The organism is Lysinibacillus sp. 2017 (assembly GCF_003073375.1).
GTDB lineage: Bacteria > Bacillota > Bacilli > Bacillales_A > Planococcaceae > Solibacillus.
Map to the genome: position 1 here is coordinate 283891 of NZ_CP029002.1, position 20245 is coordinate 304135.

General features: G+C 39.4%; 16 protein-coding genes, 1 rRNA gene and 1 riboswitch. Of the genes, 8 read left to right on the forward strand and 9 right to left on the reverse strand.

What is annotated here, in order from left to right; genetic code table 11:
• Positions 1–645: 645 nt before the first annotated feature.
• Positions 646–1353 carry a Fe-S oxidoreductase gene (locus DCE79_RS01300; RefSeq protein ID WP_108711343.1) on the reverse strand — a complete coding sequence of 236 codons (708 nt, stop codon included), beginning with the start codon at positions 1351–1353 and terminating at the stop codon, positions 646–648.
• A 114-nt stretch (positions 1354–1467) separates the two neighbouring features.
• Here DCE79_RS01300 and DCE79_RS01305 point away from each other — a divergent pair, with 114 nt between their 5' ends.
• Complete coding sequence (locus DCE79_RS01305) at positions 1468–1896, forward strand: DUF4395 domain-containing protein (RefSeq protein ID WP_108711344.1); 429 nt, start codon at positions 1468–1470, stop codon at positions 1894–1896.
• A 302-nt stretch (positions 1897–2198) separates the two neighbouring features.
• Here the strand turns inward: DCE79_RS01305 and DCE79_RS01310 are convergent, their stop codons facing one another.
• The 3 genes from DCE79_RS01310 to DCE79_RS01320 form a co-directional block, all read right to left on the reverse strand.
• Positions 2199–3158: a DMT family transporter gene (locus DCE79_RS01310; RefSeq protein WP_108711345.1), complete on the reverse strand. Its 960-nt coding sequence runs from the start codon at positions 3156–3158 to the stop codon at positions 2199–2201.
• Positions 3159–3256: 98 nt separating this feature from the next.
• Positions 3257–4483 carry a peptidase T gene (pepT, locus tag DCE79_RS01315; protein WP_108711346.1) on the reverse strand — a complete coding sequence of 409 codons (1227 nt, stop codon included), beginning with the start codon at positions 4481–4483 and terminating at the stop codon, positions 3257–3259.
• A 45-nt stretch (positions 4484–4528) separates the two neighbouring features.
• Positions 4529–5176, reverse strand: a complete 648-nt coding sequence (locus DCE79_RS01320; protein ID WP_108711347.1) for a lysoplasmalogenase — start codon at positions 5174–5176, stop codon at positions 4529–4531.
• Between the two features lie 89 nt (positions 5177–5265).
• Between DCE79_RS01320 and DCE79_RS01325 the strand changes: the two genes are divergently transcribed.
• The gene (locus DCE79_RS01325) at positions 5266–6945 is read left to right on the forward strand and encodes a hypothetical protein (RefSeq protein ID WP_108711348.1); all 1680 of its coding nucleotides are present in this window, start codon (positions 5266–5268) and stop codon (positions 6943–6945) included.
• A gap of 45 nt (positions 6946–6990) precedes the next feature.
• Here the strand turns inward: DCE79_RS01325 and DCE79_RS01330 are convergent, their stop codons facing one another.
• Positions 6991–7404 carry a hypothetical protein gene (locus tag DCE79_RS01330; protein WP_108711349.1) on the reverse strand — a complete coding sequence of 138 codons (414 nt, stop codon included), beginning with the start codon at positions 7402–7404 and terminating at the stop codon, positions 6991–6993.
• A 210-nt stretch (positions 7405–7614) separates the two neighbouring features.
• Between DCE79_RS01330 and DCE79_RS01335 the strand changes: the two genes are divergently transcribed.
• Positions 7615–8241 (forward strand): helix-turn-helix domain-containing protein, encoded by a 627-nt coding sequence (locus tag DCE79_RS01335; RefSeq protein ID WP_108711350.1) that lies wholly within the window; start codon positions 7615–7617, stop codon positions 8239–8241.
• A complete protein-coding gene (locus tag DCE79_RS01340; protein ID WP_108711351.1) occupies positions 8181–9068 on the forward strand; it encodes an IS3 family transposase in 888 nt (295 codons plus the stop codon). The genes DCE79_RS01335 and DCE79_RS01340 overlap by 61 nt, the downstream gene beginning before the upstream one ends.
• Positions 9069–9919: 851 nt before the next feature.
• On the opposite strand, the gene nfsA is transcribed toward DCE79_RS01340, so the two are convergent.
• Both nfsA and DCE79_RS01350 read right to left on the reverse strand, forming a co-directional pair.
• Positions 9920–10654, reverse strand: a complete 735-nt coding sequence (nfsA, locus tag DCE79_RS01345; protein WP_108711352.1) for an oxygen-insensitive NADPH nitroreductase — start codon at positions 10652–10654, stop codon at positions 9920–9922.
• Positions 10655–10738: 84 nt separating this feature from the next.
• Entirely contained in the window at positions 10739–12217 is a 1479-nt protein-coding gene (locus DCE79_RS01350; protein ID WP_108711353.1) for a DASS family sodium-coupled anion symporter, read from the reverse strand.
• A gap of 423 nt (positions 12218–12640) precedes the next feature.
• Positions 12641–12757, forward strand: a riboswitch (SAM riboswitch).
• A 122-nt stretch (positions 12758–12879) separates the two neighbouring features.
• Between DCE79_RS01350 and DCE79_RS01355 the strand changes: the two genes are divergently transcribed.
• Together DCE79_RS01355 and DCE79_RS01360 are read left to right on the forward strand one after the other, a co-directional pair.
• Entirely contained in the window at positions 12880–14184 is a 1305-nt protein-coding gene (locus tag DCE79_RS01355) for an O-acetylhomoserine aminocarboxypropyltransferase/cysteine synthase family protein (protein WP_108711354.1), read from the forward strand.
• A 232-nt stretch (positions 14185–14416) separates the two neighbouring features.
• Positions 14417–14815, forward strand: coding sequence for a hypothetical protein (locus tag DCE79_RS01360; protein ID WP_108711355.1), 399 nt, complete (start codon positions 14417–14419; stop codon positions 14813–14815).
• Between the two features lie 121 nt (positions 14816–14936).
• Here the strand turns inward: DCE79_RS01360 and gltS are convergent, their stop codons facing one another.
• Both gltS and hutG read right to left on the reverse strand, forming a co-directional pair.
• A complete protein-coding gene (gltS, locus tag DCE79_RS01365) occupies positions 14937–16121 on the reverse strand; it encodes a sodium/glutamate symporter (protein ID WP_108711356.1) in 1185 nt (394 codons plus the stop codon).
• 14 nt (positions 16122–16135) lie between these two features.
• Positions 16136–17062, reverse strand: a complete 927-nt coding sequence (gene hutG / locus DCE79_RS01370) for a formimidoylglutamase (RefSeq protein WP_108711357.1) — start codon at positions 17060–17062, stop codon at positions 16136–16138.
• A gap of 135 nt (positions 17063–17197) precedes the next feature.
• Between hutG and DCE79_RS01375 the strand changes: the two genes are divergently transcribed.
• Together DCE79_RS01375 and DCE79_RS01380 are read left to right on the forward strand one after the other, a co-directional pair.
• Positions 17198–18073, forward strand: coding sequence for a LysR family transcriptional regulator (locus DCE79_RS01375; RefSeq protein ID WP_159083033.1), 876 nt, complete (start codon positions 17198–17200; stop codon positions 18071–18073).
• Between the two features lie 390 nt (positions 18074–18463).
• Positions 18464–20016 (forward strand): 16S ribosomal RNA (locus tag DCE79_RS01380).
• Positions 20017–20245: the final 229 nt, after the last annotated feature.

Genomic DNA, 20245 nt, shown 5'->3' on the forward strand with positions numbered 1-20245 from the left:
CGGATCTAGGTGACTTTGTGCTTAGCCCGCTCAAACGATACACCAAAATTGTATCTTTATTAAAAAAGAATTACTTAGACAGTAGCTTTTTATAAAAGGAATCCTGATATAAGAAAACCAGCGCCTTGCGTTAGCACAGCGCCTTACTGTATTAAAAAAGTATGAAAAGACACACTTTATATGGGCGGGCCTTACACAAAGCACGAAGAAAAGTCGCATAGATACGTGCAACGGATCTAGGTGACTTTGTGCTTAGCCCGCTCAACTGGTACACCGAATAATCTCTATATTAGACATAAGAAATACTTTGACAGTAGCTTTACTAACCTTATAAAGGGAATTCTCCATATAAAAAGATAGGCGCCTTGCGTTAGCACAGCGCCTTTCCGTTTTTAAAAAAATTTGAAGAGATACACCTTGTATTGGCAGGCCTTACACACAGCACAAAGAACATTTGCGAAAGACTCTTGCAAAGAGGCTTTGTGAATGTGTGCTCCGCCTGCCAAATGACTACACCGATTTCAACTTTATTAGAAGAATAAAGCATTCTGACAGTAGCTTTACTAACCTTATAAAAATGATTCTCCATATAAAAAAGGCGCCTACTACTGTAAGCACCTTATCAATCCTATATTCAATTAAACGCTATTTAATCGGACAAAAACCACAAGGCATTAACCCTGGAATATCCTTCGAGAAACAGCAACTCTTACGAACAGGTTGATTAATTAGTGCAGAAGGACTTTTCCCACCCGTATAATTTAAAAACAACGATTTATCCGAGAAATAGCGCCACACATTTTTATTTTCGAGCATCTCCAAATCTTCAAATGCGCGGTCAGCAAATGCTGGATTTTCGAGCAATGTATGATAATGCCATAGCATATAGCCGAAAATATTTTCCCATAGAGTAAGTGGAGAAATCGACGTCGTTTTCCGTAATTGTGTAATAACGACAGACGTTTTATATAAAATATCCGTCATGACTCGCTCGCGTTCATCATCTTCTACATAGCGGAAATCATTCGGATTAATATACATGCCAAGCGTGTGGATTCCAAACTCTTGAATAATGGCAAAACGAATATCCTCCGGTCTACCATCCCAAATTTCATCGTATGTTGTTAGCATATAAAACTGCATCGCTACGAACATGCCGTAACGACGACCAAAATGGGAAATCGCCGCTGCTTCCGTTGCAGCGTTTGTGACACCCATCATTAAATTGCGAAAATCGGTTAAATAAAAATCTTTATGCAAATTCGCGAGCGTAAATAATGGACGCTCTGGTTCTTCCGTAAAAATACTATAGGAATTTAATTGACGAACTTGATCATATGAAAGTGCAGGCATTACGATCACCTTTTCTATAAAAATAATTGTGTACCTTAACTATAACATTTCTCTATGCAAACGAGTGGAAAAACGCTAAAATGAACAAAACAGATAAGAAAGGTTGGTTTTAGTATGGCAAATCCGATTTCCGTTCCGCGTCCACTTGTACGTGTGAATCAATGGACGATTTTTATTTCCGTCACTTTAACGTGGATTACAGGGCATTACTGGATTTTAGCAATACCACTTGTTGCAAATCTATTAGGAATTTTCACTGGCTTTAATCCCATTATGCGTTTTGCAAAATTATTTTTGAAAAAAGATATGAATGCTTATATTCCAGAAGATGTACAGCAACAAAAATTTAATGCTACCATAGCATGCATTTGCTTAGCTGGTGGGTTAATCGGATTCGTCCTTGATAGTCCAGCTATTTATTATCCCTTTACAATTATGGTCGCAGTCGCTTCATTTGTAGCGATATTAGGGTTTTGTGTCGGCTGCTTTATTCATTTTCAATGGAAACAATTCATGTATCGACGGGCACTAAAAAATTCATAAATTTTTTGGAAAGTTATTGACAATGATAGCGATAATCATTATCATTTAATTCGTAGTAAGAGCTTATTTGTAATTCAGTACAAGTAAGGGGAGCTTAACAACCTTTTCTCCAGGAGTTTGTTAGCTCACACGGCGTTCTAAACCCCCTCATTTAGAATGTAAATTTGACTTGTAGGTCAGACAACAAGTTTTTCACCCTTTATATTTTTCTTCCAAGTTTTTCTTCCTTTTTGGAAGGACTGCTACCCGTATCTAACTGAGATGCGGGTGTTTTTATGCTATGAAAAGGTTTCGTCTCATGATTATGTAGACGAAACCTTTAGTTTTTTACTCATTAAACTGGTGTGATGGCTATGTAATAACATGCCAATGATGATGATGCCTAGCCCGACTAATGCCATTGGTTGTGGTAAAGCGACATTTAATAAAATCATTTCACCGATCATCGCAAATAATACTTCAGTTGACTGTGTTGCTTCGACTGCTGCAAGTTTACCTTGATCTGTTCGTACGCGGTCAGTTGCGATAAAAAAGAGTGTTGTTGCGATAACACCGGAAGACACCGCAACAAGTAGTGACTGAAATAGTTGGTTTGTTGATGGTAGTCCGACAGTCACTAAGGCATAAATTGCAAGTAGTATCCAAACAGGTAGGGAGGCGATGGTCATTCCAAGAACACGTTGAAATGGATCGACGCGCCCACCGCAAACTTCCATTATTTTTCGATTGCCAAGTGGATAGGCAAATGCAGCAACGGCAACCGGTAAAATACCAAGCAACAAACTTCCTGTAGAAACGCTCTTCGCTTGTGGAATTTGAATGAGTAAAATACCGACTAAAATAATGCCTGAAATCGCGAGTGAAATGAGTGGGACTTTCGCGCGTACCGGTTTTCCTGCAATGACTGTTATGAATAAAGGCGCAAGGAGTACTCCTGCTACAATCGTAAATTGCCAAGTGCCAGAAACAAGCCAACCCGGCCCAAATGCTGCTGCAAATGTTAACGGTGCATAAAATAATACGAAGCCAACGAAGCTCCAAAGTAACCATAAATAAGGTTTAGCCTTCATTTCATTTGCCATATTACGAAAGCCGCCTTTTCCACGCATTGCCACGATGATGATCAAAAAGGGCAACATAAAGAAGTAACGAAGAGAAGAACTCCAAAGCCAGCTGCCACCTTCTAATTCCATTGAATGATTTAAAACGAAGGTAACCGCGAAAAAAAGTGCGGCTAAAATACCAATACAAATCTCCTTCATTGCGCATCCCCTTAGTTAAAAGAATATTCTGATATTATTTTATAAAAAAACGGAGTGAATGGAATCACTCCGGAAAAATAATTTTAGCGCTTTTGATGTTAGTTACGTTGTTCGAAAAGTTGAACCATCTCGATGATCACTTCTGTTGCTTTTTCCATCGTTTCGCCTGATACGAATTCGAATTTACCATGCATGTTTTCGCCACCAGCGAAGATGTTTGGTGTTGGTAAGCCCATGTAAGAAAGTTGAGAACCATCTGTACCACCACGGATTGGTTCAACAATTGGTGTAATATCGAATTTTGTGAATGCCTCTTTTACGATATCCACGATTTCCATAACGGGTTGGATTTTTTCGCCCATGTTGTAATATTGGTCATCGATTTGAACAGTAATCGCATCCTCACCATATTTTGCTTGCATGTCTTTTCCGACTTTTGCCATGAATGCTTTTTTCTCTTCGAATTTTGCGCGGTCATGGTCACGGATAATGTATGACATGGTTGTTTCTTCGATGCCACCGTCAAAATGCATTAAGTGGATGAAGCCTTCGTAGCCATCTGTTTTTTCTGGTACAGCATCTTTAGGCATTTCGTTTTGGAACGCGATCGCCGTTGTAATTGAGTTCACCATTTTATCTTTTGCAGAACCTGGGTGGATGTTTGTGCCACGAGTTGTGACTTTAACACCGGCAGCATTGAAGCTTTCAAATTGTAATTCACCAAGTGGACCGCCATCCATTGTGTAGGCGTAATCTGCACCGAATTTTTCCACGTCGAATTTATGTGGACCACGGCCGATTTCTTCATCTGGTGTGAAGGCTACGCGGATTTTTCCGTGTTTAATCGAAGGATTATTCACTAAGAACTCCATTGCTGTCATAATTTCTGCAATACCCGCTTTGTCGTCTGCACCAAGTAGTGTATTACCGTCAGTCGTAATTAATGTTTGGCCAACATAATTTTTTAAGTTCGGGAAGTAGTCTGGTGCCATGATTAAGCCGTTTTTAAGAGTAATGGCTTCGCCGTCATAGTTATCGATACGTTGTGGCTGAACATTCGTGCCTGTGTAATCTGTTGTTGTATCAACGTGTGCTAAAAAGCCGATTGTTGGCACGGTCTTGTCTGTATTTGATTCAAGTGTTGCGAAAAGGTAGCCGTTTTCATCTAACGTAATCTCCGTTAAACCAACTTCAGCTAATTCGTCTTTTAATACGTTTAAAAGATCAAATTGCTTCATTGTTGAAGGGGTTGTATTTGAATTGAAATCTGATTGTGTGTCAATTTTTGCATAGCGAACTAAACGTTCGATTACTTTTTCTTTCATAAGAAAAGGCCTCCTAAAAATATGTTGCTCTTATTGTACCACTTTTTAATTCGGATTTTGAACTATTTTGAAGTATTGCGCAATACTAAGCATTAAGAAAAATTGGGCACCATAATATGTGAACATGATTAGTTCGTGCGCATACGGAACATCGAACATAAAACGGTTAGTTGCAAGGATAGAATCTGAAGTAATAAAGAGCACAGCACCAATAATGGCATACTTACTTCCAGTACGGAAAGATGTCCAGCCCATCGTTAAAATAACCAGAATATAGGCAATAACAGCAATAGCTAAAACGGTATCGCCTTTTTGGAATAGACTTCCAGCAATCCAAATTAGCATAATCGCACCGTATATACTGAGCAAAACCTTCACATAAAGTGGTGTTTTCGCTACGTTTGTCGAACGGAATGCGAAAATATAAAATATATGACCGATTAAAAAGAAGCTAAGACCGACGATGAACCATTGCAGCGTATAATCGCCAATGGCACAAAAAATCAGGCCAATTGAAACAAGCCAATAATAGGGGGCTTTCAACTGTACTTTCGTTGCAAAAGCGAGCACAATTAGTAGAAGCATCGGCAGTAGTTTAAATACCATTTTTAACGAAGGGTCAATAGTTTGAAAAAAGAAAACGTAATAGATTCCAAACCCTAAAAATAATAATGTTAAAATTTTACGTGTCATGTAATAGCCTCCAAAGATAATAGTTTTCTATTGTTTATGAATCTTTTTGAATGGTTATTCGTAAATAGTACATAGAGAGGATGAGTGATATGGGTCAATTATTATTCATTACAGCAATCAGCTCACTTTTAGTGACAGTGTTACTAGTACCGTTAACTCGAAAGATTCGAACTCGAAAGTTAACGATGAAACAATTTTCAATTATTACAGTACTTACATTTGTAGTAAGCTTTATTTCGGTATTTAGTACCGTTTATGTATCGAAAATTGATTTAAATTGGACAATTTTTTTGTATGTATTACCCGTTTTGGCTTTAGTTGGGGCTATTTTAACGGTAGGAGCCGAACAAAAAATCAAATCGGTACTCGTTTTAGTAGGAATTATCGGGGTAGCGTATTTACTAACGGCACCACTTTTAAATGCAGATGAGAAATATGATTCTGCACAAATGAAAGAAAAGGTGGAAATTGCGCCATTCGATGAAACGAAAACACCAGCAAGCGTACCACCGAAATTTGCAAAAAATAAAATGAAAAAAGCATTTGGGCAAGTACCCAATACAAGCTATTATGAGCTTGGAAATTTACAAATTCAAAAAGTGAAAGGTGAGTATGTTTATATCGCACCTGTTGAATTTTCTGGATTTTTCAAATGGATTAATGGTAAAACAACACCAGGTTACTTCACCATGAGTGCGACAGATTCAAGTGATAATCCGAAATTCATAAAATCTGAAATGCGATATGTGTCATCAGCGTTTTTAAATAAAAATTTAGAGCGCCATATTCGAATGCAATATCCGTCATTAGTGTTCTACGGAGATTCGCAGTTAGAGATTGATGAAGATGGAAAGCCTTATTACATTCGATCATACGGGGAATTTATTTCAGCACGTAATGGTTTTGATGTATTAGGAATTGTGTTAGTCGATGCAAACACAGGTAAGACAGAAAAACTCGCAATGAGTGATGTACCAGAATTTATCGATGGGGCTGTGTCTCCTGAAACGGTAAGTTTACAAAATAGTTATTACGGTAATTATGTGCATGGCTTTTGGAATAGTGTTGTAGGGAAAAAAGAAGTGAAGTTGCCAAGTGATGAAGGGACAGAAGCTAATGTAAGTCCAGTCTTCATGGAAGACGGCGAGATGTATTACTTCACAGATTTCACAAGTCCAAAAGAAGGCGTGGATTCCATGCTTGGTTACGCGTTAACGAATGCGCATACAGGCGAGGCGACTTACTATACGGGCAACTTGGAAGAGTCGTATATGGATTCACAAGGGGCACTTCAAATTATCGAGAAAAAATTCGTTGAAAAAGAATGGGAAGGCGAAATGCCAATTCTTTATAACTTCTACGGAGAAGCAAGCTGGTTATCAGCGGTGTTAGATGCTAATGGTTTCTTACAAAACTATTTCATCGTTTCGGCAGCAAACCCTGAAATTTCAGCGTATGCTACGACGCCAAATGAAGCCTTAAAGCTTTATAAAACGGCACTTAGCCGCGGGGGTAGTACAGTAGATGGTTCTTCAAATGCTGAAGAGGCAAAAGCCACAGTGGAAGTGGTACGTGTATACAAAGAGCGTGTGGGGGACTTTACGATTGTATCGTTCTTTACGACAACAGGTGAAAACTTCATTGTCAGCTCAGAATCCGCACCGTATGCAATTTATATGCAAGAGGGCGATAAAGTAGCCATTACGTATTCAAAAACTGGCGAAGCATTCCAACCTGTAAAAGCATTAGAAATTCAAGGACTACAGTAAACGATAAAAGAAGCGGGTATCCATTTTCGGATAACCCGCTTCTTTTTAGTATGCTTTAATATAAGCATTCATTTTTTGAAGACGCTTTTCAATATGTACGTCAGAGTAAAGCGTGATATCTAAGAATTTCAGACGCTGTTCCTCGATAATCTCGCGCTCTTTTTTAAAGCTATCCATTGGTTCGAGTTCTAAAATATGCATTAAGTGAAACAGTTGCATTAAAACAACTTCAGGGTTTTCCAAATTGCTAACAAATTTAATATGCCAAATATCTGTATGTGCTACATATTGATTTACGTATGTTGTGGCAGCTTCGAATTTCGAATGATCGATATGTGGAGCAATTTGATGGTGGATGTTGGATAAGACCGTATTAATGTCAACAAGTTGTAAAGCATATTTACGGGCCGATTTTAAATGTTGACGCTCTAAAGATTTCGCTACAAAATTGGCAGCCATATGAGTATCCTCCCATCGAATAATCTAGTCTAATTTTATCAAATTTTGTAAAGAAAGTCTCAAGGTATAAAGGATGAATTCATCATACCACATTAGAGGATAATCTCAGTAATTATACAAAAAGTACTAAAAGGAATGGGTTGAAGTGATTAAAAGGGGGATTGTCAGAGCTGGTCGTTTTCTAATATAGGGTATAAAAGTGTTTCGGTTATGGCGGGCACTACCCTTGGTACTGCACCCCAAAAGTTAGAGCTAAAAACGAACTTTTGGGGTGATGTTATGCCTAAGGCGAAGTATAGTGAAGAATTTAAATTAAAGGTCGTTCAGGAATATTTAAATGGCCCATATGGTTATCGATTAATTGCAAATAAATATGCACCACTTGTACCCTCACAAGTAAGACGTTGGGTAAGCGCCTATAAAGCATTTGGGCGAAATGGGTTAGCGGTGAAAAAGAAGGATCAAGTTTATTCTGTTCAATTCAAGTTAAATGTACTAAACTTTATGAAACAAACAGGTGCTTCTTTACAGGAGACAGCGATTCAATTTGACTTGAACGACCCTAATTTGGTCTCGAAATGGAAAGCTAAATTTTCAAAGGAAGGTATAGAAGGCCTGGAACGCGTGAAAGGATGGCCAACTATGCCTAAAAAAACAAATAAAACGAAACAAGAAATAATGTCACGCGAAGAACAGCTAGAACGAGAAGTGGAACTACTTCGTTTAGAGGTCGCTTATTTAAAAAAGTTGAGGGCTTTTCGGGAGAACCCAAAAACATTCCTCGAAAAGCACAAGCAACCATTGCCTTCGAGCTTAAAGAAGAAGGATTCCGATTAATCGATGTCTTAAAACAAGTAGCGATTCCAGAAGCAACGTACCATTATCACATCAAGCAACTCAAAAACGAGAACCCGGATGAAGCTTGGAAAGCCTTGATTTTAGAGACGTTTGAGAAACATGAAGGGCGATATGGTTACCGTCGGATTCATGCGGAATTAAAAGCACAAGGGTACATGGTTAATCACAAGAAAGTACAGCGCCTCATGCAGGAATTGAACTTGAAATGTGAGAAATTTGTACGCAAGTCACGCTATAAATCGTATAAAGGGACTGTTGGAAAAGTGGCTAAAAACCGTATGAATCGTCGCTTCAGTACACCACATGCCTTACAGAAAGTCGTAACGGACGTAACAGAGTTCAAGTGTACAAATGACGAAAAACTGTATTTAAGTCCGCTTATGGACTTATATAATGGAGAGATAATTGGATTTAGTATCTCAAAACGGCCGACACTAGAGTTCGTCATGGCATCACTGAAACAAGCGCTCCCAGTCCTACAGGATGGCGCAAACTATCGAATAACAATTCACTCTGATCAGGGCTGGCACTATCAACATAAGGCATGGGTACGCACGTTAAAGCAGAACAAGATTTTCCAAAGCATGTCTCGCAAAGCAACTTGTGCAGATAATGCGGCCATGGAAAACTTCTTTGGCTTATTGAAACAAGAAATGTATTACGGTGAGGAATTAACCTCTTATGAAGCGTTAAAGAAGAAAGTCGAAGACTATATCGATTACTATAATAACGAACGAATTAAACAGAAACTGGGTGGCATGAGCCCAGTAAAATACCGAACTCATGTCAACCAATTAGCTGCATAATAAAACTCTAACTTTAAGGGGTCACTACCCTTGGGCTAGGCCTGCCAATCACAGCGGGGTCCATTAAATTTCTTTAAAAAAGTAAGGCGCTGTTGCAAGCAAAGGCGCCGTTTGAGTAATAAAGCGATTCCATTAAATTTGATGAGAAAAAGAAATTATCACGGTTTTACTTTTAATATAATTGGATGATTAAATCCATATAAAAAAACAGGCGCCTTGCGTTAGCATAGCGCCTAACAGTATTTAAAAAATTTTAAAGAGATACACTTTGTATTGGCGGGCCTTAAACACAAAGAACATTCGCAGAGACTCTGCAAAGAGGCTTTGTGAATGTGTGCTGCGCCCGCCAAATGACTACCCCGATTTCTACTTTACTAGAAAAAAGAAATACTTTGACTGTAGCTTTACTAACCTTATAAAAGGAATTTTCCATATAAAAGACAGGCGCCTTGCGTTAGCACAGCGCCTAACCGTATTTAAAGCATATTTGAAAAGACACACCTTATATGGGCGGGCCTTACACAAAGCACGAAGAAAAGTCGCATAGATACGTGCGACGGATCTAGGTGACTTTGTGCTTAGCCCGCCCAACTGATACACCCAAATCAATCCCACTTTACTAGAAAAAGAAATACTCTGACTGTAGCTTTACTAACCTTATAAAAGGAATTTTCCATATAAAAAAACAGGCGCCTTGCGTTAGCATAGCGCCTAACAGTATTTAAAAAATTTTAAAGAGATACACTTTGTATTGGCGGGCCTTAAACACAGCGCAAATGTGTGCTGCGCTCGCCGAATGACTATCCCCATATCCCCACTTTATTATAGGAAAAATAGGCTTTAAAAATCTCCTACTTCCAAGTAAATCCCTTACTCGCCAAGAATTCTTTAATAAACGGACGCTTCTGTTCAACTAAGAAGTCTGCCATTTGCTTCGTCCAAGTCGCTGTTTTTTGATTCGATGAACGACTTGTATAATAGCTTTCCATCGTTGCATCATATTCATCTAATAATGTGTCATACTGTGCTACATTGTAGCCGTTTTCGTGTAACACAGCCGCTACAGGAAGACGAGGTTTTGTTTCATTGCGTTTTGTTGGTGTACCAATTGTTATTGCAAATAGAGGGAAAACGTATTCTGGTAAGTTGAATAATTCACTAATTTCCGCTGGGTTATTACGTGCACCGCCGATATAGCAAATGCCATAACCTTGTGCCTCAGCAGCAATGACAAAGTTTTGTGCGAATAGTGCTACGTCCGCAACACCTACTAATAAATTTTCAGCCGAGTCAGCGATGATATCAACACCATTTTTTTGCCCCGCCACTTGTAGGCGTTTGAAATCTACGCAAAATAAGAAGGACGCGCCCGCTGTTTTGAATTGGAAGTCATTTTTTGATAGCTCACCTAACTTCGCTTTCTTCTCTTCATCTGTTATCCAAATCACGCTGTATGCTTGTACGAAATGTGAACTTGCTGCCATTTGTGCTGTTTCGATTAAATCGATGACCGTTTCTTTTGAAATTTGTTCACCTGTATATTTACGGACAGATGAGTGACTGCGTAATAATTCTCTAGTTTCCATGTAAATTTCCCCCTTATGTATGAAAATAAGCTTAAAGGAATTGTCCCTTAAGCCTATTCTAGTCAATATTTTACTGGAAGTCGATTATAATAATCCGATCCATTGCCAGTATGTTGCACTGAAGATAAGGATTAAAATATATCCGAAAATTGTTAGTGGGATACCTGACTTTAAGAAATCTTTTGTTGTAAATGAACCTGTACCGTAAGCTAACATATTTTGTGGTGCACTTACTGGTAATAAGAAACCGAAGCAGATAACGAATTGTTGAATAATAACGAATCCGATTTGGTTTTCAACAGGCATTGGTAAGCTCATAGCAAGTGCGATAAATACTGGGATTAACGCAGATGCAAGACTTGTTGCAGATGCGAAACCAAGGTGAATCACGATGTTGAATACCGTTACTAATGCGATCGTTGCTAAAATTGGCATAGAATCTAGACCAAGTGAACCGAAGATTGTATCCGATAACCAAGCAGCACCTTTTGTACTTAAAAGTGTTGAACCTAATGAAATACCTACTGCGAATACGATTAGTGTACCCCAGTCGATACGGCTAGAAGCTTCTTTCCAAGTATATACACCAACTTTAGGTGTTAATAAGAAAGCAATTGCTAAAATCGTGATTGTTGTTGTATCAAATGGATGTAATTTTCCTTCTGTTGCCCAAAAGAATAATAATACAAGTGATGTAATGATTAATGTGATTTCCTTACGTTTTAGTGGCCCAAGTTCCGCTAATTGTTTGCGGATGATATCTTTACCACTTGAAATATTGTCTGTTTCGGGTTTGATTAATTTAGTCATGACGAAGAATAAGACAATCGACATAATTACTGAGAATGGCGCTGCATACATGAACCACTCGCCCCAAGAAATATCTACACCAAATTCTGTATTAATGAAGCCTAGCGCTACTAAGTTTTGTGCAGCAGCCGTTTTAATACCAACGTTCCAAATGGAAACGGCTTGTGTTGCTGTAATTACTAATAATGCAGCAAGCTTACTTTCCTTTGATAAACCAAACGCTGCAACAATTCCTAAAAGAATTGGCACAACGGCACCAGCACGAGCAGTCGCACTTGGTACAACGAATGCTAACACGATGGCTACTAAAATTGCACCAAATACAAGTGCTTTTGTTTTTGTACCAACTAATGATAAAACCCATAAGGCAATACGCTTATGTAAGTTTGTAATTTGCATAGCAGCTGCTAAAAATAACGCCATACCTACTAATGCAACGGCAGAGTTACTAAATCCACCTAATGCTAATTTTAATGCATTGCTTGTCCCCATTTGTACAGAAGGATCTTCCATACTTGGTGCTAACCCTAAAAGTACGGCAATTGCCGCTAAAATCATTGCTGAGCTGACAGGATAGGTTACTGCTTCTGTTACCCATAAAATAACAGCAAATGCTAAAATCGCTAATGCGCGTTGACCAACAACGGGAAGGTCTCCGTTATTCGGTAAAAGTATGATTGTAATCAATGCGACAAAGGCTAAAATAATCCAAAGTGGCTTTAAATTACGTTTTGACGTTTTTTCTGTTGCCATAAAAATTCCCCCTTGTGTATAGTAATTTTTAAAAACGATAATAAATTAGGTGTTGAATGTTTTCTTAGAATAAAGTTAAGAGACAAAATTTCTAATATTACATAACGATGTAGGAAAACACTTTGATATGTATGAGTCATGTAAATAAAAGGTATTTGTCATAATTATTATAGCATTTAGGTGTTTTAAAACTGTTAATATTTGGTGAATTTTATTATTGTTAGATAATTGAAATGTAATTTTTTGTGGAAATTAAAATAGCAATTCAGTTGCGTTAAATAGAGAATTTTTGGCATTATTAGCAATAAAATAACACAATAGGGAATTTATAATAAATTGAATTCAGAAAATTAAAAATTTAAGTTGACGAATCATTTTGCATTGTTTTATACTGTGAAACAACGATGGAACATAAATCACATACTCTTATCAAGAGCGACTGAGGGAATAGGCCCTATGAAAGTCCGGCAACCAGTGAGTGATCAACTGACTAAGGTGCTACATCCTACAAAGTGCATTCTGCACTTTGAAAGATAAGAGGAGGAAAACTTGCTCATTTGCGGGACCCTCTTCTTAACTGAAGAGGGTTTTTTAGTTTTCTCAAAAAATCCTCCTCAAAATACACCGATTTCACCATCGAATACATTTTAGGAGGCAAAACAATGACAAATTTACGACCAGAAACAGTATTACTGCACGGGGGACAAAAGGCTGATCCCGTAACGGGTGCGATAGCCGTACCAATTTATCGTACGACGGCTTATGCTTTTGAAGACACTGCTCATGCGCAACGTCTATTTGCTTTAGAAGAAACAGGTAATATTTATTCGCGTATTATGAATCCTACAGTAGCGGTATTTGAAGAGCGTGTTGCGCAATTAGAAGGTGGGACAGCAGCGGTTGGACTTTCATCTGGTGCAGCAGCAGTCGCATTTTCGATTTTAAATTTAGCGGGTGCTGGTGATGAAATTGTTGCGGCAGGTTCACTTTATGGAGGCACGTACAATTTATTTGCGACTACGTTACCACGTTACGGCATCACAGTGAAATTTGTTGATGAGTCAGATCCAGAAAACTTCAGAAAAGCGATTACCGATAAAACGAAGGCGGTATACGCAGAAATTATCGGCAACCCAAGTTTGACAGTATTAGATATTGAAGCTGTAGCGGATATCGCACATGAAAACGATCTCCCATTATTGATTGATAGCACATTTGCTTCACCTTTTGGCAGTAACCCCATTGAATTTGGTGCAGACGTTGTCATTCATTCCGCAACCAAGTGGATTGGTGGGCATGGTACGACAATCGGCGGAATCGTTGTCGATGCAGGGAAGTTCGATTGGACGAAAGGAAAACACCCAGGTTTTATAGAGCCGGACGCTTCTTATCATGGTATTCGTTACGGAATTGATGCTGCAGGGGCTGCATTTGCCACAAAATTACGCGTTCAATTATTACGTGATTTCGGTCCAACTTTATCAGCGGACGCAGCATTTAACTTTTTACAAGGATTAGAAACGCTTCATTTGCGTATTACTCGTCATAATGAAAATGCACAAAAAGTAGCGGAATATTTAAAAAACCACCCATCTGTGGAATATGTAAACTACAACGGCTTTGAAGAATTTGCAACGCATGATTTAGCTAAGAAGTATTTAAAAAATGGCTTCGGCTCAATTATTACATTCGGTATTAGAGGTGGACGTGAAGCAGGGCGAGAGGTGATTGATAACGTAGAATTATTCTCGCACGTAGCCAACGTAGGGGATGCTCGGTCATTAATCATTCACCCAGCATCAACAACGCATCAACAACTGTCAGTAGAAGAATTAAAAATAGCAGGCGTTTCGGAAGAGCTCATTCGCTTATCGATTGGCCTAGAGGCTGTTGAAGATATTATTGCTGATTTAGAGCAAGCATTAGCAAAAGTAGCTACTCAAATAGAAGTAGAAACGAACGCTTAATTTCTTCGAATTCAGTAAAGAGTTATTTGTGCAATCACAAACCGAATTCAGACGCAAATATGCCGAAGTATATTTAATTAATATAGAAGAAACTCGCTCACCATTTCCCATTCGAAAAGGGAGCGAATTTTACAAAAATTAATCCCTACTATTTGTATAAGTTTTATTGACAAGATTAAAACCAAGTAATACAATAGGGATAATAAAACGTAAAGAAAAGGAGTTGTTCGACATGGGAAACGTATATAGTGCACAAAATATTGCAGCTTACGCCATATATGAATTAAATGATGCAAAGGAATTTGTGAATGCTTGTGGCATCCAGCAAATCTTAGCAGATATGAACTTAATGTGGCACAAAGTGTTTGGGCACAGTGCTTTCTCAGAAGCAACTCATAATCTTGCGACATCAGGCTACACTGTAAGAGAAGTAGCGGAGGAATATAAAGAGCACGGAGCAGCCCATCTTTTAGAGCCGGCAAAAGAGTGGTTTTTAAAATATGGTGAGTTCCAGTTAGTGCAACGCCCATTCGCGGTGCCAAACTTCACAGCTAAAGAAGAGATTATTATGAAAAAAGTTTTAACTGCCCATCGTTTACGCAATTACCAACTTGTAAACGTAGCAGTATAAAATATACCCAAAACATTAGTGATCCCCCTCACTAATGTTTTTTATTTTGGCCATTGTGTTGATGAATTTGTTAATTAAATAAGCCCGAGTTTCTACTTAATAGAAACTCGGGCTTATTAGATTATTTGAATAAATTAATTGTCGTAATAATAATCGGTACACCGAAGACGTCGATTAAGAAGGCACCAACGATTGGAACGATTAAAAACGCTTTACGTGAAGGACCAAATTTTGATACAACGGCTGCCATATTTGCCATGGCGTTTGGTGTTGCACCAAGACCGTGTCCTAGGAAACCGGCTACCATAATCGCAGCATCGAAGTCCTTGCCAAGTAGGCGGAATAGCACGAATACAGCGAATAACACGATGAAAATTACTTGCGCTAAAATAATCACGAATAAAGGTAGTGCTAAATCTGCAATTTCCCATAATTTAATGTTCATTAAAGCCATAGATAAGAAAATGCTTAATGAAATATCACCAATTAAGTTAATTTCCTTCATATTAATTAACTCTGGTTTTGTACGGTCAATGATATTACGAACAATTACCGCTACAAACATAGCACCCACATAACCTGGTAGGACAAATCCTGTTATACTAGTAAACCATTCCCCTACATATGTACCTGCTGCCATACAGAAAGTAATTAAGAAAACTTGTGCCATAAATGATTTTTCTGAAATTGGCTTTTGTGCCTTCTCTACATATTCTTCCGTTTCATCAGAAGAAGGCTTTAAATTATATTTACGAATTAAGTATTGGATAACTGGGCCTCCGATAAGACCACCTGCGACAAGTCCGCATGTTGCTGCAGCCATGCCGACCGATAAAGCAGAAGAAACGCCTAATGATTCAATTGTTTCCCCGTAAGCAGCAGCGGCTCCGTGACCACCTTCCATTGATACCGCACCGGCCATTACACCAAGTAATGGATGAATATTCATTAACTGGGCCAATGAAACACCGATGACGTTTTGCATTAAAGCTAAAAATCCACAAGCGATCCAGTAAATGACTAGCAACTTCCCACCGAGCTTCACCAGTTTAAAACTTGCACCAAGTCCAATGGTTGTAAAGAATGTAATCATAAACAAAGATTGTAGAGATGTATCAAGCGCAATTTCAAGTGTGCCTGTGGTTTTAAGAAGTGTTGCGAGTAACGCGAATAGCAAGCCCCCAACGACAGGTGCTGGAATACAAAATTTACTTAAAAAACCGATCCGCTTCACTAAAAATGAACCAAGTAAAAATAATGCGATTGCAATACTTAATGTTGTAATTTGATTTAAAGCCATAAAAATCCCCCTTGTGATGTTTAAACGATGCTGTTTATAATTGCTTCATTAATATAGTAGGCACCGAGCTTAGCTGTTTGATTGTTAAGGTCGAGTGTTGGATTAACCTCACAAATGCTGAAGCTTGTCGTTTTTGGATGCGCCATCATCGTACGTAAAATTTGTCGTACCTTTTTTGCCGATAAGCCAAACGGAGACGGTGCGCTAACACCTGGTGCCTCTGCTGCATTTAATACATCCATGCAAAGTGTAACGAGCAGCACGTCATGCGTGTCCATAAAGTTTTGCAAGCTTGTTGAAAATGAATCTTCCTCTAATTGCTCGTCTAAAAAGTACGTGACATGATAGTTGTCTGCTGTATTAAATAATGCGGTTGTATTACCATATTCTTGAATACCACAAACAAAATAATGAGCCTGTTTATCCGCATCTAAAATTTGCCTGAACATGGTTCCTGATGAAGGTTGGTCATCATAGGAACGAATATCAAAATGAGCATCGATATTTAGTAAGCCGATAGAAGCATCTGGTCCGACTGCTTGTCGAACACCTAGATATTGTCCATACAGCGTTTCATGACCGCCACCTAAAATAATGGCCTTCCCTGTTGTTAAAATAAGAGCTACTTTATCTCCGAGCTCTTGCTGTGCTTGTTCAAGTTGCTGGTCTTCACAAATGACATCCCCAAAATCGATGACCGAATTTTTATGAGTAGGCTTCCAAGGAACAGAGGCTAATTGTTGGCGTAATGCAAGTGGCGCGTCTTTTGCACCAATGCGGCCATTATTACGTCGAACGCCCTCATCACACATAAAGCCGATTAAACCAATATCACATTGTACCGGTTCAGTCGCACATTCGATTATTTGATGATAGCGAAAATACGCGAGCTCCTCTTTGCTATCGATGCGCCCTTGCCAAACAGAAGCACTTGTTTCTTTATACATGTAACCACTCCAAATTACTGAAAATTTATAATTTAATTATATTTTTTGTTATTTATTAATACAAATACAATAATTACATAATATAATAGCTTTAAACTATAAATGATGTGGGTGAGCAGATTGGATTTACGGAAAATGTACTATTTCATTACAGTTGTCAAACATCAAAGCTTTTCACAGGCGGCAAAAGTATTGCATATTTCACAACCTTCACTTAGTAATGCGATAAAAACGCTGGAGCAGGAAATGAATGCACCACTTATTGAACGGACAACGAGGAAACTTCAGCTAACAGATCTTGGGCAACAATTTTATGAGCAGGCGACGAAACTGTTAACGCAATTTGACCGAATGGAAAAGGAAATAAAGGAGCTAGCGCGCGGCGAAAATTTAGATATTCGACTCGGTATGATTGAATCAGCGAATTATTGGTTTGCACAAATCATGCTCGACTATCAAAAACATTATCCAAATAATCAACTTACACTAATTGATACACTTTATAATCAAACGGTTCGTCAGGCATTACTTAGTTTAAATGTCCATGCTGTTATTACGAATCAGCATATTGTAGACAAGGAAATTAAGAGTGAGCTTTTATATAATGAGCCGTATGTGGTGCTAATGCGAAAGGACCATCCTTTTGTGGAACGACAAACGATTACATTAGCAGATTTTATTGATGATGCATTAATTATTGGTATGCCTGAATTTCAAACGAGTGCACAAATACTAAAGGCCTTTCAAGAAGAGGGCGTTATTCCACATATTCAATATAAAATTGAACGCTTTGAAATGATTAAAGTGTTAGTTGAAGAAGGGCTCGGGATAACGATTTTGCCTAAGCACTATGTAGCACAGCATTTATCTGAGGGGCTTGTCACTCGCTCGATTCAAAGCGAATATTTAAATCGCGATGTTTATTTATGTACGATGAAGGATCGTACATTCCCGAAAAGTGTATTGAAATTGTTTGAGCTGATTAAGGCAGCACATACAGAAAAAGCATGAGAGGAGATCACATGCTTTTACGTAGTTAAATTTTGATGATGCGATTTTCAATTAAATAGAACACTTTGTAAGACGCCTGGATTAGGGTATCTAATATCACGTGGCCATGTTCATTTATTCGCAAAAATTGTTTTAATCCTTTCACGCATATTCGTAGTTTAATAAGAAGAGATTTTTATTTTAAACTTTTTTTCAAAAAAGGGTTGACCTATTAGGTGATAGCGTGTAATATTATAGAAGTCGTCAAGAGATGACGCAACAAACGAAATAAAATGAACCTTGAAAACTGAACAAGCAACGTTAATGAAACAAAGCTTCTTAAATGAAGCAAAAATAGATATCAACTTTTAGTTGATACGCTAGCAAAGCAAATGAGCTTTCAAACTAACTATTATGGAGAGTTTGATCCTGGCTCAGGACGAACGCTGGCGGCATGCCTAATACATGCAAGTCGAGCGAATGACGAAGAAGCTTGCTTCTTTTGATTTAGCGGCGGACGGGTGAGTAACACGTGGGTAACCTACCTTACAGATTGGGATAACTTCGGGAAACCGGAGCTAATACCGAATAATATTTTTCTCCTCATGGAGAGTTATTGAAAGACGGTTTCGGCTGTCACTGTAAGATGGGCCCGCGGCGCATTAGCTAGTTGGTGAGGTAACGGCTCACCAAGGCAACGATGCGTAGCCGACCTGAGAGGGTGATCGGCCACACTGGGACTGAGACACGGCCCAGACTCCTACGGGAGGCAGCAGTAGGGAATCTTCCACAATGGGCGAAAGCCTGATGGAGCAATGCCGCGTGAGTGAAGAAGGATTTCGGTTCGTAAAACTCTGTTGCAAGGGAAGAACAAGTAGCGTAGTAACTGGCGCTACCTTGACGGTACCTTGTTAGAAAGCCACGGCTAACTACGTGCCAGCAGCCGCGGTAATACGTAGGTGGCAAGCGTTGTCCGGAATTATTGGGCGTAAAGCGCGCGCAGGTGGTTCCTTAAGTCTGATGTGAAAGCCCACGGCTCAACCGTGGAGGGTCATTGGAAACTGGGGAACTTGAGTGCAGAAGAGGATAGTGGAATTCCAAGTGTAGCGGTGAAATGCGTAGAGATTTGGAGGAACACCAGTGGCGAAGGCGACTATCTGGTCTGTAACTGACACTGAGGCGCGAAAGCGTGGGGAGCAAACAGGATTAGATACCCTGGTAGTCCACGCCGTAAACGATGAGTGCTAAGTGTTGGGGGGTTTCCGCCCCTCAGTGCTGCAGCTAACGCATTAAGCACTCCGCCTGGGGAGTACGGTCGCAAGACTGAAACTCAAAGGAATTGACGGGGGCCCGCACAAGCGGTGGAGCATGTGGTTTAATTCGAAGCAACGCGAAGAACCTTACCAGGTCTTGACATCCCATTGACCACTGTAGAGATACAGTTTTCCCTTCGGGGACAACGGTGACAGGTGGTGCATGGTTGTCGTCAGCTCGTGTCGTGAGATGTTGGGTTAAGTCCCGCAACGAGCGCAACCCTTGTTCTTAGTTGCCATCATTTAGTTGGGCACTCTAAGGAGACTGCCGGTGATAAACCGGAGGAAGGTGGGGATGACGTCAAATCATCATGCCCCTTATGACCTGGGCTACACACGTGCTACAATGGACGATACAAACGGTTGCCAACCCGCGAGGGGGAGCTAATCCGATAAAATCGTTCTCAGTTCGGATTGTAGGCTGCAACTCGCCTACATGAAGCCGGAATCGCTAGTAATCGTGGATCAGCATGCCACGGTGAATACGTTCCCGGGCCTTGTACACACCGCCCGTCACACCACGAGAGTTTGTAACACCCGAAGTCGGTGAGGTAACCCTTGTGGAGCCAGCCGCCGAAGGTGGGATAGATGATTGGGGTGAAGTCGTAACAAGGTAGCCGTATCGGAAGGTGCGGCTGGATCACCTCCTTTCTAAGGATTTTTCGGAATCATTCCTTCGGGGAATGAAACATTAACGTTTGCTGTTCAGTTTTGAAGGTTCATCGAAAGATGAAAAACTTCAAAAAAATATTTGCTCCTGTCGCTAGCGCTATTGTCGCAAAGCTGCATGAAGCAAATTCAGCGAAACTTATTCACGATGTGATTGAAGTTAGCTGCTTTGTTCTTTGAAAACTGGATAAAACGACATTGAAAGCAATAA

Excerpts from the sequence above, each read along its gene's own strand:
- DCE79_RS01300 (WP_108711343.1), bottom strand. The coding sequence starts at position 1,353 with ATGCCTGCACTTTCATATGATCAAGTTCGTCAATTAAATTCCTATAGT.
- DCE79_RS01305 (WP_108711344.1), top strand. The coding sequence starts at position 1,468 with ATGGCAAATCCGATTTCCGTTCCGCGTCCACTTGTACGTGTGAATCAA.
- DCE79_RS01310 (WP_108711345.1), bottom strand. The coding sequence starts at position 3,158 with ATGAAGGAGATTTGTATTGGTATTTTAGCCGCACTTTTTTTCGCGGTT.
- pepT (WP_108711346.1), bottom strand. The coding sequence starts at position 4,483 with ATGAAAGAAAAAGTAATCGAACGTTTAGTTCGCTATGCAAAAATTGAC.
- DCE79_RS01320 (WP_108711347.1), bottom strand. The coding sequence starts at position 5,176 with ATGACACGTAAAATTTTAACATTATTATTTTTAGGGTTTGGAATCTAT.
- DCE79_RS01325 (WP_108711348.1), top strand. The coding sequence starts at position 5,266 with ATGGGTCAATTATTATTCATTACAGCAATCAGCTCACTTTTAGTGACA.
- DCE79_RS01330 (WP_108711349.1), bottom strand. The coding sequence starts at position 7,404 with ATGGCTGCCAATTTTGTAGCGAAATCTTTAGAGCGTCAACATTTAAAA.
- DCE79_RS01335 (WP_108711350.1), top strand. The coding sequence starts at position 7,615 with ATGGCGGGCACTACCCTTGGTACTGCACCCCAAAAGTTAGAGCTAAAA.
- nfsA (WP_108711352.1), bottom strand. The coding sequence starts at position 10,654 with ATGGAAACTAGAGAATTATTACGCAGTCACTCATCTGTCCGTAAATAT.
- DCE79_RS01350 (WP_108711353.1), bottom strand. The coding sequence starts at position 12,217 with ATGGCAACAGAAAAAACGTCAAAACGTAATTTAAAGCCACTTTGGATT.
- DCE79_RS01355 (WP_108711354.1), top strand. The coding sequence starts at position 12,880 with ATGACAAATTTACGACCAGAAACAGTATTACTGCACGGGGGACAAAAG.
- DCE79_RS01360 (WP_108711355.1), top strand. The coding sequence starts at position 14,417 with ATGGGAAACGTATATAGTGCACAAAATATTGCAGCTTACGCCATATAT.
- hutG (WP_108711357.1), bottom strand. The coding sequence starts at position 17,062 with ATGTATAAAGAAACAAGTGCTTCTGTTTGGCAAGGGCGCATCGATAGC.
- DCE79_RS01375 (WP_159083033.1), top strand. The coding sequence starts at position 17,198 with ATGTACTATTTCATTACAGTTGTCAAACATCAAAGCTTTTCACAGGCG.